Origin of the sequence: Micromonospora sp. U21, from assembly GCF_018070045.1 — a bacterium.
Lineage (GTDB): Bacteria > Actinomycetota > Actinomycetes > Mycobacteriales > Micromonosporaceae > Micromonospora.
The window spans coordinates 31,792-46,421 of the sequence record NZ_JAGPYK010000036.1 but is presented as its reverse complement, the minus strand read 5'-3'; the positions used below and the strand labels follow the sequence as shown (position 1 = coordinate 46,421).

The 14,630-nt window shown below is 71.1% G+C and carries 13 protein-coding genes and 1 pseudogene; 8 read left to right on the top strand and 6 right to left on the bottom strand.

Annotation, left to right across the window (positions count from 1 at the left end; genetic code table 11):
• Positions 1-304 precede the first annotated feature (304 nt).
• Together KBX63_RS30270 and KBX63_RS30265 are read left to right on the top strand one after the other, a co-directional pair.
• The gene (locus KBX63_RS30270) at positions 305-1,498 is read left to right on the top strand and encodes an endo-1,4-beta-xylanase (RefSeq protein WP_210917169.1); all 1,194 of its coding nucleotides are present in this window, start codon (positions 305-307) and stop codon (positions 1,496-1,498) included.
• A 244-nt stretch (positions 1,499-1,742) separates the two neighbouring features.
• The gene (locus KBX63_RS30265) at positions 1,743-2,642 is read left to right on the top strand and encodes an endonuclease/exonuclease/phosphatase family protein (protein WP_247663659.1); all 900 of its coding nucleotides are present in this window, start codon (positions 1,743-1,745) and stop codon (positions 2,640-2,642) included.
• A gap of 48 nt (positions 2,643-2,690) precedes the next feature.
• Here KBX63_RS30265 and KBX63_RS30260 read toward each other — a convergent pair whose 3' ends face one another.
• The gene (locus KBX63_RS30260) at positions 2,691-3,530 is read right to left on the bottom strand and encodes an SAM-dependent methyltransferase (protein WP_307871890.1); all 840 of its coding nucleotides are present in this window, start codon (positions 3,528-3,530) and stop codon (positions 2,691-2,693) included.
• 132 nt (positions 3,531-3,662) lie between these two features.
• On the opposite strand from KBX63_RS30260, the gene KBX63_RS30255 reads away from it, so the two are divergent.
• Complete coding sequence (locus KBX63_RS30255; protein ID WP_210917163.1) at positions 3,663-4,124, top strand: VOC family protein; 462 nt, start codon at positions 3,663-3,665, stop codon at positions 4,122-4,124.
• Positions 4,125-4,170: 46 nt separating this feature from the next.
• Here the strand turns inward: KBX63_RS30255 and KBX63_RS30250 are convergent, their stop codons facing one another.
• The 3 genes from KBX63_RS30250 to KBX63_RS30240 all read right to left on the bottom strand — a co-directional run bounded on the left by KBX63_RS30250 (position 4,171) and on the right by KBX63_RS30240 (position 6,958).
• The gene (locus tag KBX63_RS30250) at positions 4,171-4,824 is read right to left on the bottom strand and encodes a bifunctional 2-polyprenyl-6-hydroxyphenol methylase/3-demethylubiquinol 3-O-methyltransferase UbiG (protein ID WP_210917160.1); all 654 of its coding nucleotides are present in this window, start codon (positions 4,822-4,824) and stop codon (positions 4,171-4,173) included.
• A 147-nt stretch (positions 4,825-4,971) separates the two neighbouring features.
• Entirely contained in the window at positions 4,972-6,390 is a 1,419-nt protein-coding gene (locus KBX63_RS30245; protein WP_210917157.1) for an NAD(P)-binding domain-containing protein, read from the bottom strand.
• A gap of 70 nt (positions 6,391-6,460) precedes the next feature.
• Positions 6,461-6,958, bottom strand: coding sequence for a GNAT family N-acetyltransferase (locus KBX63_RS30240; RefSeq protein WP_210917156.1), 498 nt, complete (start codon positions 6,956-6,958; stop codon positions 6,461-6,463).
• A 190-nt stretch (positions 6,959-7,148) separates the two neighbouring features.
• On the opposite strand from KBX63_RS30240, the gene KBX63_RS30235 reads away from it, so the two are divergent.
• The 3 genes from KBX63_RS30235 to KBX63_RS30225 are packed head-to-tail and all read left to right on the top strand — an operon-like array spanning position 7,149 to position 8,703.
• Positions 7,149-7,523 (top strand): metalloregulator ArsR/SmtB family transcription factor, encoded by a 375-nt coding sequence (locus KBX63_RS30235; protein ID WP_210917155.1) that lies wholly within the window; start codon positions 7,149-7,151, stop codon positions 7,521-7,523.
• A 38-nt stretch (positions 7,524-7,561) separates the two neighbouring features.
• Positions 7,562-8,296: an MIP/aquaporin family protein gene (locus tag KBX63_RS30230; RefSeq protein ID WP_210917154.1), complete on the top strand. Its 735-nt coding sequence runs from the start codon at positions 7,562-7,564 to the stop codon at positions 8,294-8,296.
• The gene (locus KBX63_RS30225) at positions 8,296-8,703 is read left to right on the top strand and encodes an arsenate reductase ArsC (protein ID WP_210917177.1); all 408 of its coding nucleotides are present in this window, start codon (positions 8,296-8,298) and stop codon (positions 8,701-8,703) included. Before KBX63_RS30230 ends, KBX63_RS30225 begins: the two co-directional genes overlap by 1 nt.
• A 384-nt stretch (positions 8,704-9,087) precedes the next feature.
• On the opposite strand, the pseudogene KBX63_RS35680 reads toward KBX63_RS30225, so the two are convergent.
• Positions 9,088-9,801: pseudogene (locus KBX63_RS35680) on the bottom strand (PfkB family carbohydrate kinase); the annotation flags it as partial.
• A gap of 318 nt (positions 9,802-10,119) precedes the next feature.
• Here KBX63_RS35680 and KBX63_RS30220 point away from each other — a divergent pair.
• Positions 10,120-12,081 (top strand): hypothetical protein, encoded by a 1,962-nt coding sequence (locus tag KBX63_RS30220; protein WP_210917153.1) that lies wholly within the window; start codon positions 10,120-10,122, stop codon positions 12,079-12,081.
• A gap of 106 nt (positions 12,082-12,187) precedes the next feature.
• On the opposite strand, the gene KBX63_RS30215 is transcribed toward KBX63_RS30220, so the two are convergent.
• Positions 12,188-13,387, bottom strand: coding sequence for a citrate synthase (locus KBX63_RS30215; protein ID WP_210917152.1), 1,200 nt, complete (start codon positions 13,385-13,387; stop codon positions 12,188-12,190).
• Positions 13,388-13,455: 68 nt separating this feature from the next.
• On the opposite strand from KBX63_RS30215, the gene KBX63_RS30210 reads away from it, so the two are divergent.
• The gene (locus tag KBX63_RS30210) at positions 13,456-14,589 is read left to right on the top strand and encodes a citrate synthase (RefSeq protein WP_210917150.1); all 1,134 of its coding nucleotides are present in this window, start codon (positions 13,456-13,458) and stop codon (positions 14,587-14,589) included.
• Positions 14,590-14,630: the final 41 nt, after the last annotated feature.

The following is a 14,630-nucleotide window of genomic DNA, read 5'->3' as shown; positions in this document are numbered from 1 at the left end:
CCCGAAAAGGCCCGGCGACCGCAACGATCAGCCGACCTTCGAAAGTTTCGAACCAAGCTGCACCGGGGCTTCGCAGGTCACCGGATGGTTTTCCGGAAGTGTTCGCGCTTGACGGGCTCCATCGACCCGGCTTAACGTTTCGAGCAGGTTTCCGGTCTCCGCTCGGAGGAGCTGTCAGCGCCACCTCGATCAGCCCGAGACCTCCGGACACCCGGCACCGACCTCGCTCCCAGCTCACCAGCACCATGCCCGCACCCTCCATTTGATGATCGATTGATATCGATTGGTGCCGAAAGGAAGGCAGATGAAGCAACGACGGTGGATCAGCGTCGGCGCGGTCGCGGTCGCGACCGTCGCGGCACTGAACGCGGTGCCCGCCACCGCGAGCCGGCCGTACGATCCGACCGCGCAGAGCCTGGCCGTTCTCGGGCTGCGCCACGGCCTCCAGGTCGGCACCGCGGTGGACATGGCGGCCCTCAACGACGCCAACGACCCGCAGTACCGCAGGCTCGCCGCCTCCGAGTTCTCCTCGGTCACCGCCGAGAACGCGATGAAGTGGGAGAGCCTGGAGCCCACCCGCGGCGTGTACGACTGGGCCGCGGCCGATCAACTCGTCGAGTTCGCCAGGCGCAACAAGCAGAGCGTGCGCGGCCACGTGCTGGTCTGGCAGAACCAGCTGCCCACCTGGCTGACCAGCGGGGTCGCCGACGGCTCCATCAGCAAGCAGGAGCTGCGCGAGCTGCTGCGCAAGCACATCACCACCGTCGTCAGCCGCTACAAGGGCAAGATCTGGCAGTGGGATGTGGTCAACGAGGCGGTCAGCGACCCGTGGGACACTCCGTCGACCCTGCACTACAAGGGCTTCTGGGCGCAGAACCTCGGGCCCGGCTACATCGCCGACGCGTTCCGCTGGGCGCGGGCCGCCGACCCCAGGGCGCTGCTGTTCTACAACGACTACAACATCGAGGCGTTCGGCTCCGGCAACCCCGCCGACGACAAACCGCAGTTCGTCTACGACATGGTCAAGGGTTTGCGCGCCCAGGGCGTTCCGATCGACGGCATCGGCTCCCAGGGCCACCTGGGCACCCAGTACGGCAACTACGACACCCTCCAGGTGACCGCCGCGCTGAAGAAGTTCGCCACACTCGGTGTCGCCACCGCGTTCACCGAGGTCGACGTTCGCAGCGAGATGACCGAGGCGGTCCAGGCCGGCGACTCGGCCGAGATCAACCCCCGGTTGCAGGCGTCGGCCGCCAACTTCAGCGTGCTGATGAAGGCCTGCCTCGCCGTACGCAGCTGCCTGTCATACACCGTCTGGGGTTTCACCGACAGGCACTCCTGGGTGCCGGGCTGGTTCACCGAGCCGCCGCAGGGCATGGCCACCATCTACGACGAGAGCTACCAGCCGAAGCGGGCGTACCACGAGCTGAAGTCCGACCTGATCTTCGCCGGCCCGCCGTACGTCCTGCCGCGCGTCGCACCGAAGCCACGCCGCTGACCCACCCCCGGACCGCCGGAACACCACCGGGCCGTGTGGGGCTTTGCGCTCCACACGGCCCGCACGCGACCATGGTGCTCCCGCCGATGGGCCCGCAGTAAGATCGCTGGCACCTCGCCGAAGACTGTCGCCCGCGTCATCCGGAGTCCGCGTGTCCGAGCAGCCAGCCGTCGACGTCACCCACGATCCCTGGAGGCGTCGTCTGCTGCGGGTCCCGCTCCTGGTCGGATTCCGTGGACGGCGCATGACTGACCGTTGGCACCGGACTGTCCGCCGGGCACTGGCCGTCGTGTGCCTGATCGCCGCCGCCGCGGTGCCGGCCGGTTCATCGGCGGCCTCCACGACCCGGTCCGCGGCCCTGCGGGTGCTCCAGATGAACCTCTGCAACAGCGGCCGCGCCGGCTGCTACACGGGTCGGTCGGTGACCGCGGCGGCTGAGGTGATCAACGCGGAGATGCCCGATGTGGTCTCGCTCAACGAGATCTGCCGGGACGATGTGACCGTGCTGGAGGACGCGCTTGCGAATGTCCACACCGGCGGCACCGTGGTGTCCGCCTTCACGGCCGCCGGCGACCGCCCCAGCGGCTCCGTCACCCAGTGCCGCAACGGTGAGCCGTACGGCGTCGGACTACTGACCCACCTCAGGGCGGTGACCACCCCGTACACGGTCCGCAGCGGGATCTACCCGACCCAGGACGTCTCGGACCCCGAGGAACGAGCCTGGGTCTGCGTCCACGTCCCTCACGCGCTGCACGCCTGCACCACGCACCTGGCGGCCACCAGCATCACCGTCGCGCTCGCCCAGTGCCGTCACCTGCTCGACACGGTCGTGCCAGCGATCCGCAGGAGCAACGGGTACGCGCCCACGGTGCTGAGCGGCGACCTCAACCTCCGGCACGACCGCTTCCCGGACGTGCGGTCCTGCGTGCCACCCGGCTACCTGCGGATCGGCGACGGCGCGCTACAGCACGTCATGGCGACAACTGACGTCACGATCTGTTGCAGCCGGTCGATAGGCATGCATGGGGCGACCGACCACCCCGGGCTGCTGGCCACACTCACGATCGAGGGCAGACGTCCCGGCTGGACCCCCATCGCACAGCGCCAGACACCTGCCCGCGCGATGTACGTCCGATCAGCCTAGAACCCGGTCATGGTCTGGGCGGCCGCGCGGGCGCCACGCCGCAGTCGATCAGCCCGCCGCTGCCGGCTGTCGCACGATGCGGGCGACGGCGCCGTTGAAGGACACGTCCTGCACGGATGGACGGGGCTGCGGGGCGTCCTCCGCGCGCCACCGCGCCACGGACACGATGCCCGGATCGACGAGCTCCAACCCACCGAGCAGGTCGGCGAACTGCTCCGTGCTCCGGGCGCGGAACCGTCCGTCGTGATTGCTGGCTTCGAGCTTCGCGGTAACGGCCGGCGGCAGGTACTCCCAGGTGACATGCGAGGCGACCACGTAGCTGCCGGCCGGGAGCGCGGCGACGAGCCGGGCGAGGATGCCCCCGGGGTCTTCGTCGTCACGGATGAAGTGCAGGATCGCCACCAGCATCAGCGCGACAGGCTGGGACAGGTCCAACGTGGTCCGCAGATCCGGGTGGGCGAGGATCTGCTCCGGCTCACGCAGGTCGGCGTCGAGGTAGGCGGTGTGGCCCTCGGGTGTGCTGCTCAGCAGCGCCCGGGCGTGGGCGAGGACGATCGGGTCGTTGTCGACGTAGACGACCCGGGCGGACGGGTCGATCGCCTGGGCGACCTCGTGGGTGTTGTCGGCGGTCGGAATCCCGGTGCCGATGTCGAGGAACTGCCGGACGCCCTGTCGCGCCAGAAAACGCACCGTCCGCTGCAGGAACATCCGGTTCTCGACCGCGGCCAGCCGGACGGTGGGCATCGCGGCCGCGAGGGCGTCACCGGACTCCCGGTCAGCAGCGAAATTGTCCTTGCCACCCAACAGGTAGTTGTACCTGCGAGCCGGGTGCGCGACCGTGGTGTCGATCCGGTCCGCCGCTGACAGTTCCCCGCTCCGGCCAGTCACCAGGCCCCCCATCGCCGCGTTCGACCTCTACAAGGTACACACCCGACGGTCGTGGGGAATGCCGTCATCCCTCTGGGATGAGAGTCTGTCCGCTGCGCGACCTACGAGACCCGCTACGAACGGAGCAACCCGTTGAGCCGGCACATCCAGGTCACCTTCGACGCCCACGACCCGCGGGCGCTGTCGACGTTCTGGCGCGACGTACTGGGCTACGTTCTCCCCGGCCCGCCCGGAGTCGACCTGCCCGAGGGCGTCGACCCGCTGGCCGCGTGGGACGACTTCCTCGCGCGAATCGGCGTACCGGAGGAGCAGCGCAACACGAGGTCGGCCATCGAGGACCCGGACGGGCACGGCCCACGGCTGTTCTTCCAGCAGGTGCCGGAGGACAAGGTCGCCAAGAATCGCGTCCACCTCGACGTCCGTGTGGCCCCCGGGCTGGAGGGAGAGGAGCGGATGGCGGCGCTGGAGACCGAGTGCGATCGGCTCGTCGCGCTGGGAGCGACGCGGGTACGTCGTGACGAGCCCGCTCCCCCACTGAACGCCGGGTTCATCGTGATGACCGACCCCGAGGGCAACGAGTTCTGCCTGGACTGACGCGGCTCAACTGTGGCCACGGAGGCGGTGTGGGGCGGGCCGCCGGCTAGGTGCCGAGTGCCCGGACCGTGCGGAGCAGGAAGCCGGCCAGGAGAAGCTGACGGCCGCCTGTCTCCGCGACCACGTCGATCTCCTCGACCTCCGTGTCGACCCACTCCGGCCCGGGGAAGCCCGCCCGCAGGAGGGTCTCGGTCACACCCCAGCCGTGGCCCGCCTTCAGTGACACCGCCAGCACGAAGACGGTCGCGCCCGGCGCGGCGAGACCCGGCAGTAGCGCGAGGTACTCGTCCACCTCGCCACCGCCTCGCCGGTTGAGGCTGTGGAGCAGGCCGGAGTCGAACACCGAGTCGAACGGTGCCGACGGCAACGACAGGGCCGTGGCATCCTGGACCTCGAAGTTCACCGTCAGGCCCTGGCTGGCGGCCTTGGCGCGGGCCATGTCGATCGCCACGCGTGAGATGTCGACCGCCGTCACCTCGTAGCCGCGGCGGGCGAGGGCGATCGCGAGATCGCCTGTGCCGCAGCCGACGTCGAGCACCTTGGGGCCCTTCACCCCGTCGTCGAGCACCTGCGCGAGTGCCGGCTGCGGGCCGCCGATGTCCCAGGGCGGCCCACCCGAGTTGGCGGTGTCGCGGTAGGTCTCGTCGTAGTCGGTGTCATCGGGCTCGCCGCCGCTGACCTCGGCGTTGTGTGCGGTCATCGCGGACCCCCTGGACAGCCGGCGTGCCGGCGTCAGCCTGAGCTCGACGAACGCGGCGAGACCTGACGGGTGCAGAAGGCGATCCTACGTCGCGGTTGGTGCGGCGGCCTGCCGCTGTGCGGCCGACGCGCGTCGTCGTGGTGGGCATCAGCTGCCGCAGCAGCCGCCGGCCTGCCCGTCAGCGGGGGCGGTGTCGAGGGCGATCAGGCTCAAGGGTTCGGACAGCAGGCCCCCGGTGATGCCGGTGGCGAGTCCGCGCGCCGCCGGCTCGGCGGTGGGTGCCGGTGCGCAGCAGCTGTCGCCGGTGGCGGAGTCGGCGGGGTTGCTGTTGCAGACGCCGGTTTCGGGCAGGTCGAGTTGCACGTCGTGGGCGGCGGCCCAGTCGCCGGCGAGGGCGGCGACGACGGAGCGGACCTGCTCGTAGCCGGTGGCCATGAGGAACGTCGGTGCCCGGCCGTAGGACTTCATGCCGACGGCGTAGTAGCCGGTTTCCGGGTGGGCGAGCTCGTTCACGCCGTGCGGGGGCACCGTGCCGCAGGAGTGCTCGTTCGGGTCGATCAGGGGCGCGAGGGCGCGGGTGGCGCCCATGATCGGGTCGAGGTCGAGGCGCAGCTCGGCGGCGATCGAATGGTCGGGGCGGAAGCCCGTCGCGGCGACGATCCGGTCCACCGTGACGGACTCCTCGCTGCCGTCGGCATGCCGCACGACGACGGTCACCCGCCCGTCGGTGGGGGTGAGGGCGTGCACGGAGAAGCCGGTGAGCAGCCGGATCCGACCGGCGTCGACGTGGGCGCGCAGCCGGGAGCCGAGGGCACCGCGCGCGGGCAGCGCGTCGGCGTCCCCGCCGCCGTAGGTACGGGCCGGTGAGGCGGTGCGAATCGCCCAGGTCACCTCGGTGCCCGGCTGCTCGGCAGCCAGCTCGGCGAGGGCGAGCAGGGTGTTGGCGGCGGAGTGGCCGGCGCCCACGACCAGGGTGTGCCGGCCGGCGAACCGGTCCCGGTGGGCGCCGACCACGTCGGGCAGCGCGTGCTCCAGGTACGCCGCCACGTCGGCCTCGCCCTGAGCGGGCAGGCCGGACGCGCCGAGGACGTTCGGGGTGCCCCAGGTGCCGGAGGCGTCGATGACGGCACGGGCCAGCAGCTCGTCGCCGTCAGCGAGGCGGATCAGGAACGGCGTGCTGTCGCGGCCCGCGGTGCGCAGCCGATCCAGGCCCAGGCGGCTGATCGCCTCGACCCGCGCGCCGTAGCGTACGTACGGCTTGAGCTGCGGCAGCTCCGCGAGAGGCCGGAGGTACTCGCCGACCAACTCCGCTCCGGTCGGCAGGGCCTCCAGGTCGGGGGCGACCCAACCCGCCTCGTCCAGAATCCGGCGGGCGGCCGGGTCGATGTTGTAGCGCCACGGGGAGAACACCCGCACGTGCCCCCACTGCCGCACCGCCGCGCCGGCGGTCTCGCCGGCTTCCAGGACGATGCAGGGGAGGTCACGCTCGTGCAGGTGCGCCGCCGCGGCCAGACCGACCGGTCCGGCACCGATCACTGCGATGGGCAGGCTGTCCAGGGCGCTCATCACGTAACTCCTGTCTTGAAAGATGTCGAATCAAAAGGATGGAAGGGTCCGGTGCTCGAGGCGGGCTTCGTCAGGTGACGGTGGGGCTGCGGCGTTCCAGCAGGACGACGTCCCGCCAGCGGTCGTGCTGGCGACCGACGCGCTCGCGAACGCCGATGACGCGGAACCCGGCCCGCTCGTGAAGGGTCAGGCTGGCGGTGTTCTCCGGGAAGACTCCGGACTGGATCGTCCAGATGCCGGCGGCTTCGGTCGAGGCGATCAGCGCGTCCAGGAGCAGTCGGGCGATCCCGCGCCCGTGGGCGGCCGGGTCGACGTAGACGGAGTGTTCGACAACGCCGGCGTAGACCGCGCGGGTCGAGGTTGGCGAGACGGCGATCCAGCCGAGGACGGCGCCGTCGCCGCTGACGGCGACGAATCGGTGCGCGGTCAGCCGCGCGGCGTCGAACGCCGACCAGGTCGGCGCTGTGACCTCGAAGCTGGCGTCGCCGGCGTCGAGTCCGGCCTGGTAGATCGCCAGGACCCGCTCGGCGTCACCGGCAACCATGGGACGTACGGAGATGTCGGCCATCAGCAGGCTCCGTTCGGGCTGGGTGCGGGTCGGCCCATGACGACGTCCGCGGCGGAGGTGAGGCAGCCGACGCATGCGTCGTTGGTCCGGTAGTCGGTGGTGACCATTCTCCCTCCCCTCCAGGCGGCTGTCTTGACGTCCGTCGAAGCAGACAGTTGCACATTGATTAGATGTACGTCAACCTAGAGGCATGTCGAAGCAAGCCTCCCTCGCCCTCCGCGATCTGGGCGCTGACACGCCCTGCTGTCCTTCGCTGGCGCAGCAGCGCGTGCCGGCCGGGACCGCCACGGTGCTCGCGCCTGCGTTCAAGGCCCTCGGCGACCCGGTACGGCTGCAGCTGATGTCGATGATCGCCTCCGCGAAGGGCGGAGAGGTGTGCGTCTGCGACCTGACGCCGGCGTTCGACCTGACCGGCCCGACGATTTCCCATCACCTGAAGACGCTGCGCGAGGCGGGGCTCGTCGACGCGGAGCGACGGGGCACGTGGGTGTACTACCGGGCCCGGCCGGCCATCCTGCGCCAGCTCGCCGCGCTGCTCACCGTCGAGCCGACCACCGCTGCGTAGGCCGCTGCCGGCGCACGCGACACGAGGAGAAGAGACCGATGACCATCGCATTGTGGCGGCGTTTGCTGGCCGAGTTCACCGGCACCGCTCTGCTGGTCACCGCCGTGGTCGGCTCCGGCATCATGGCCACCACCCTCTCCCCCGACGACGTCGGTCTCCAGCTGCTGGAGAACTCGGTCGCCACCGCGTTCGCCCTCGGTGTCCTGATCCTGATCTTCGGGCCGGTCTCCGGGGCGCACCTCAATCCGGTCGTGTCCGCCGCGGACTGGTTCCTCGGCCGCCGCGCCGGCACCGGCCTCACCGGCCGTGACCTCGCCGGTTACAGCGCAGCCCAGACCCTCGGGGCCATCGCCGGGTCGGTTCTCGCCAACCTCATGTTCGACCTGGCCGCCGTCGACCTCGCCGGCAGGGACCGCGCGGCGGGACACCTGTGGCTCGGTGAGGTCGTCGCCACCGCCGGGCTGATCCTGCTGATCTTCGCCCTCGCCCGCTCCGGTCGCGCGCCGGTCGCCCCGGCCGCCGTCGGCGCCTACATCGGTGCGGCGTACTGGTTCACCTCGTCCACCTCGTTCGCTAACCCGGCTGTGACGATCGGTCGGGCATTCACCGACACCTTCGCGGGCATCGCCCCCGCCTCCGTTCCCGGCTTCGTCCTCGCCCAGCTCATCGGCCTCGCCGTCGGCATCGGGCTCGTTGCCGCCCTCTACCCCGACGCCGGACGGGCCGCCGACCAGGTGGTCGTCCCGGCGACCCGCACCTCGAGAGGCTCCTGATGTCCGACAAGCCCAGCGTCCTGTTCGTCTGTGTGCACAACGCCGGCCGCTCCCAGATGGCCGCCGGCTGGCTGCGCCACCTGGCCGGCGACACCGTCGAGGTCCGCTCCGCCGGCTCCGCCCCGGCCGAGACGGTCAACCCCGCCGCCGTGCAGGCCATGTGGGAGGTCGGCATCGACATCACCGACCAGACGCCGAAGCTCCTCGAGTACGCCACGTCGGAGTCCTCGGACGTCATCGTGACTATGGGCTGTGGTGACGCCTGCCCGGTCTTCCCCGGCAAGCGCTACGAGGACTGGAAGCTCGACGACCCCGCCGGCCAGGGCGTCGAGTCGGTGCGCCCGATCCGCGACGAGATCCGCCGCCGGGTGGAGAAGCTCCTCGCCGAGCTGCGCCCGACCACCTGACCCGTCATCTCCACGCTTCCTCGCCACCCCGCGCGGCCACGACATCGACAACCGCTCGACCACGGCGGAGATCCGAATCTGGTGTCCGAGGTAGGTGTAGGCGCGGGCTCCGAGCCAGGAGTCCACGCCGCCCTCCAGATAGGCGCACGTCATGTAGGCGGTGTTGCGTCGGCTTCGCCCCTCCGGGCACAGGGCGTAGTTCCGCACCTGGTTGGCGACCATGCCGGACTGCATCCCGACATCGAGCAGCAACGTACCCAGCACCAGAGCAGCCAGGCCCGTCGTCCCGCCGAGGCTGCCGAACCCGAGGACGACGGCCGAGACGATGACCACGAGCATGCAGACGAGGTTCACCGGGTCCGGTCCCCGACGGTCCACCTGACGTCCGGCGATCGGTGTGCAGAGCATCGTTCCCGCGTTGACGAGTGCGAGCACGAGCAGACCCTCGGGCCCCAGGGACGCCACCACCGCCCGCGCGCCCGCCGTGCGGAGCGCTTCGGCGGCGGCGAGCGGGTCGGGCATGCCGGTGGCCTCGATGAGTTCGGTGGCGTTCGGCTTGACCACGTCCGGGCCCGCCGCGACCCCGGCGCGCAGCGGTGGTCCGGACGCGTCCAGGATCACCGGCACCCCGGCCCGGGCGGCGGCGCCGGCCAGGTGGGCGTACGCCGTGTCGGGCAGCCCCGGTGGCAGGCTTCCGGAGAGGACGAGCACCAACGCGTCGGCAAGCAGCAGATGCACCTGTGCATTGAGTGCGTGCCACTCTTCGCCGGACACCGCCGGCACCGACCGGCCTCGTTGAAGATGGTGGCGTCGCCGCTGCCGACGTCGACGACGGTGAACGTCCGCCGGTTCTCCCCCCGCGATGTCGACCAACCGGTTGGCGATGCCGTGGCTGTCGAGGTTGGCGGCGATGGCGGCGCCGGCGAGGCCGCCGCGGAACGCCACGGCGACGGCGGGCAGTCCGAGCGTGTGCAGGACGCGGGCGACGTTGATTCCCTGGGCGCCGGCGTCGGTGACCCGGTGACTGCTGTGCGGCACCAACGACGCGACGGTGTGCGTGATGTCGAGCGCGGGATTCAGCGTGACCGTGACGATCATGCCGTGCCCGGGTCCGCCGATTCGGTGTGTCGCATGACCCCTCCCCATGGCATTCGCATTGGGGGCTGGACCGTAATACGGCAGCGTAGGTCCCCGCAACCGCCCATGGATCCCGCCCACTTCGGCCGGATGGCGGGCGTGCGAGGGCCGTCCGGGCGATCGGGAACGCGGGGCTCGTCCAGGGCCAGAGGTGACGGGTCGGCGGGCGGGCGGCCGCCGGCCCGCCGCGAGCGCCGGGCTGCCGCGCCGACCCTTGACGGCCCATGTCGACCATCATTAAGGTCCGGGCCGTAATGACGTGGACGAACGGAGACAATGATGCCCCTCAGCCGTCGATCGCTCCTCGCGGGTAGCTGCCTCACCGGTGCAGCCCTGGCAGCGGGCCACGGACCGCTGGCGGCGCCGGCGTTCGCGCAGGACGATCAGGAACTCACCCCGACCAGTTTCGGTCCGGCGTCCTTGACCGCCGCGGTCCGCGGCGCCGCCGTCATCGACGACAACGTCTTCATCACCTCCCGGTTCAACACCCCCGAGGCGAAGATGCGGCTGGGCGAGCTCGACGTCGCCACCGGCGAGATGCGCAGCATTGACGACCTCGACATCCCGAGCAATGGTGGGCAGAAGCTCGCCGCCGACGGCCGGTACGTCTACATCGGTCCGGCCGGCAGCGCGTACGTCTACCGGTTCGACCCGCAGACCAAGGAGTTGGTGGCCTGGGCGCGGGCCGGCAGCAGCACCACCTGGTACTACGACATGGTCGTGCACGGCGAGCACCTCTACCTCGGCACGTACCCCGACTGCACGGTCAAGCGCGTCCGGCTGGCCGACGCCACGATCGAGACGTACGGCCGCATCTCAACCTCCCAGTACGCGGCGGCCGTCGCGGTCGACGACGAGTACGTCTACGGCGGCTCAGCCGCGCCCGGCACCCTGCTGATGTGGCCGAAGGCCGGCGGCACCCCGACCGATTTGACCGCGCACCTCAGCGCCTCCCCGGTCGGCATCCTGGACATGACGGTTTCTGACAGCGTCATCTACGTCGCCAGCGGCCGGCAGCTCATCTCCTTCCGCCGCGACGGCTCCGAACGGATCTCCCGAGACATCCCCGCCGAGGACCGCTACATCGACCAGGTGACCGTCGGCAGCGACGGCAGGGTGTACGCGCTGACCCGGCTCACCACCAACCTGTACGAGGTGACCGCGGACGGCCTGGTCAAGGTCGGCAAGCCGCTCGCCGACGTGGAGAATCAGCTCCTCACGCCGCTGCCCGGCGGCGCCCTGCTCGGCGTGAGCGGCCTCGGGCACGTGTGGCGGGCGACGCCCAACGGCACGGCCAGCGTGTGGCAGACCGCGACCCGGGGCTTCGGCTACCCGGAGACGATCCAGTCGATGATGCGGCACACCCGCAACACGATCTGGGTGGGCGGCCACTACGCCATGACGGTGCACCGTCCGGAGGCCGGCACCAGCCACCGGTTCGACGTCAACGGCGAGGTCAAGGCGATGGCCGAGGGGAAGGCCGGCACCGTGTACGCCGGCCTCTACCCGAGCACCCAGATCGTGGCGATCGACCCGGACAGCTTCACCGTCAGCGCTCTGGGGCTGCTCGGCAACGAGCAGCTGCGCACCAAGAGGATCCAGGTCGACCGGCCCCGCAACCAGCTGATCGTGGCGTCCAGCCCGCAGACCACTAAGCACACCGGCGCGCTGACCTTCGTCGACCTGTCCGACAACACCTTCAAGGCGCACCGGGAGTTCCTGCCCGAGCAGAGCGTGATGGACGTGGTGGTGCAGGGCACCACGGCGTACATCGCGGGCGACACCTACGGCGAGGGCACCACCGGCCCGATCCGCCGGACCGCGCAGGTGGCCGCCGTCGACATCGTCAGCCGCAAGCTGCTGTGGCGCGAGGAGATCAAGCCGGACTGGCAGTCGTACGAGAGCCTGCACGTGGTCGGCAACCTGCTCTACGCCATGGGCCGCCGCCCGCGCGGGGCCTGGTTCGCCTACGACCTGAGCACCCGCACCATCGTCATGGAGGGTGACCTCGGCGGATACGGCCAGTTCAACGGGATTGACGGCCGGGTCTTCTCCTGGGTGCACTGGACCAACGACATCTGCGAGCTGCCGACCGTCCCCGACGGCGAGGTGACCACCCTGTACGACAACGTGCCACGCGGCTGGTACAACAACCCGGCCTTCAACTTCACCCCGGACGGCAGGTCGACCTGGGGGATGCTCGGCATGGACCTCGCCCGCTTCCCGCTGCCCGGGAAGTAGTTCGCAGCCGGAAGAGTGGATCAACCTTGTCGTCCCGTCGCTACGCCCGGCCCGCGACGGGGGCCGTCGCGTCCAGCTGCCGTGGCCCCGCGCCGTGAGTCGGAGTTCACGCCGGCGCGGGGGTTGGCCCGGTGTAGCCGCTGCTCCACCGGAACCGGTTGTTCGGCTGGGCGTACTCCTCGATGACGTGCGCGATCCAGCCCGCCGTCCGGGCGACTGCGAAGATCACCTCCGCGGCGCCCGGCCCCATGCCAGTCGCGTGCGCCAACGCGGCGACGGCGAAGTCGACGTTGGGCAGGGCGCCTCGCCGGGCGGCCGTGGTGACCAGGTCGTCGACGGTTCGCCGCAGGTCGCCCTCGACCGGCAACCGCGCGACGAGATCGAGCAGGGCCGCCCCGCGCGGGTCGCCCTCCGGATACAACGAGTGCCCGAAGCCGGGCAGGCCGCCGGTCCGCAGCCATTCGGCGATCGCGGCCGACGCCCCGTCGCGCAGCGCGGCCTCGATGAACCGGTAGACGCTGCTGCCGACCGCTCCGTGCATCGGCCCGTCCAGCGCACCGAGACCGGCGAGCACCGCCGCGTAGGGGTTCGCGCGGGTCGATGCCGCAACGCGTACCGCGATGGTCGACGCGGCCAGGTCATGGTCGGCGAGCAGGACGAGTGCGGCGTTGAGCGCCCGGACGCCGTCCGCGGACGCCGGCGTGCCGGTCAACCGGGACCACAGGCGGGTTGCCAGACCGTCGTCCGGCGGTGTCCCGCCCACGAGGGGCAGAGCATCGACCATGGTGGACAGCAGCGCGGGCGCGAGAGCCGTGACGGTGGCCGGCGCCAGGTCGAAGCGCAGCGGGTCCGTCGCGGCCGCGACGGCCACGATCACCGGCAGCCGGTCGAAGGGCCGGGCCTGGGCGGGCAGGTGGTCGGCGGCCTGCCCGGCCCGATCCCGGGTTTCCGCGGACGCCACGAAGGCGTCCCGGCGCCGCTCGCCCGTCCAGAGCCAGTTCGCGACCTCCTCGAACGGGGTCACCGGCGCGAGCTTGGCGGCGTCCAGCCCCCGGTAGTGCAACCGCCCGTACGCGATCAGGGTGGTGGCGGTGCGCATCGCCGGGGCGACATCACGTTCCGGCCGGGTCGCCTGTGTACGGGAGGCGAGCCGCTCCACGTCGGCCAGATGGAAGCGGCTGATCCGCTCGCCGGGAACCTTGACTCTGTCGAGCACCCCACGGCTGACGTACGCGTAGATGGTCTCCGGCTTGATGCGCAGGCGGTGCGCCACCTCGGCGGTCGTCAGCAGTTGGTCCCCCGACATGTGGCCATGCTCTCACATGGACTGGATCAATGTTGACCGGCCGCGTCCGCCAGCGCGACGCTGCCCGCATGGCTGACACCATCACCGTTCCGCGCGGACTCGCCGGCGTCGTGGTCACCGACACCACGATCGGCCACGTCCGCGGCGACGAGGGCTTCTACCACTACCGGCAGTACTCCGCCATCGACCTGGCGGAACGGCGGACGCTCGAGGACGTCTGGGCGCTCCTCGTCGACGGTTCCCTCCCCGCCGAGCCCAAGGCGCTGCACGAGGAGGCCGCACCGCTGCGTCACATCCCGCCCGCAGTCGCCGCCGCGCTGCCTGGCATCGCCGCGGCCTCGACTGCTCAGGACCCGATGGGCGGGCTGCGCGCCGCGCTGGCCGTCGCCGGTCTCGCCGCCGGAGCCGGCCCGCTGTACGACACGCCGCCGGCCGAGCGGCGGGCGCAAGCCATGGCGCTCTGCGCCCTCACGCCCAGCCTGCTGGCCGCGTTGTACCGCCTGCGAGCGGGGTTGGAGCCGATCGCGCCGCGCGACGACCTGTCCCACGCGGCGAACTACCTGTACATGATCAGCGGTGCGGAGCCGTCGGAGCTCCACGCCCGGGCGGTCGAGCGCTACCTGATCGCGACCGTTGATCATGGTTTCAACGCGTCGACCTTCACGGCCCGCGTCATCGCCTCCACCGGCGCGGACATCCACGCCTGCATCGGCGGCGCGCTCGGCGCGCTGTCCGGCCCCCTGCACGGCGGAGCTCCGAGCCGGGCCCTCGACACCCTCGACGCCATCGGCTCCATCGACCGGGCCGACTCGTGGTTGCGCGCGCGCATCCTCAACGGGGAGCGGATCATGGGGTTCGGGCATCCGATCTACCGGACGGAAGACCCGCGCTCCCGCATGCTCAAGGGGATCGCCCAATGCCTCGGCGGGCAGCTCGTGGACCTCGCCGTGGCCGTCGAGCAGCGGGTGCTGTCGCTGCTGGCGGAGCTGAAGCCCGGCCGAAAGCTGCACACCAACGTGGAGTACTACGCGGGCGTCGTCATGCACCTGTGCGGGCTGCCCCGGGAGATGTTCACGCCGACCTTCGCCACCAGCCGGGTCATCGGGTGGTGCGCGAACGTACTGGAACAGGCCGAGGACTCGAAGATCATCCGGCCGGACTCGCGGTACGTGGGCCCACGCCCGCCACAGCCGTTGCCGTGAGTCCCCGGCGGCCGCGAGGCGTTGCAGGGCGGACGCTCGAC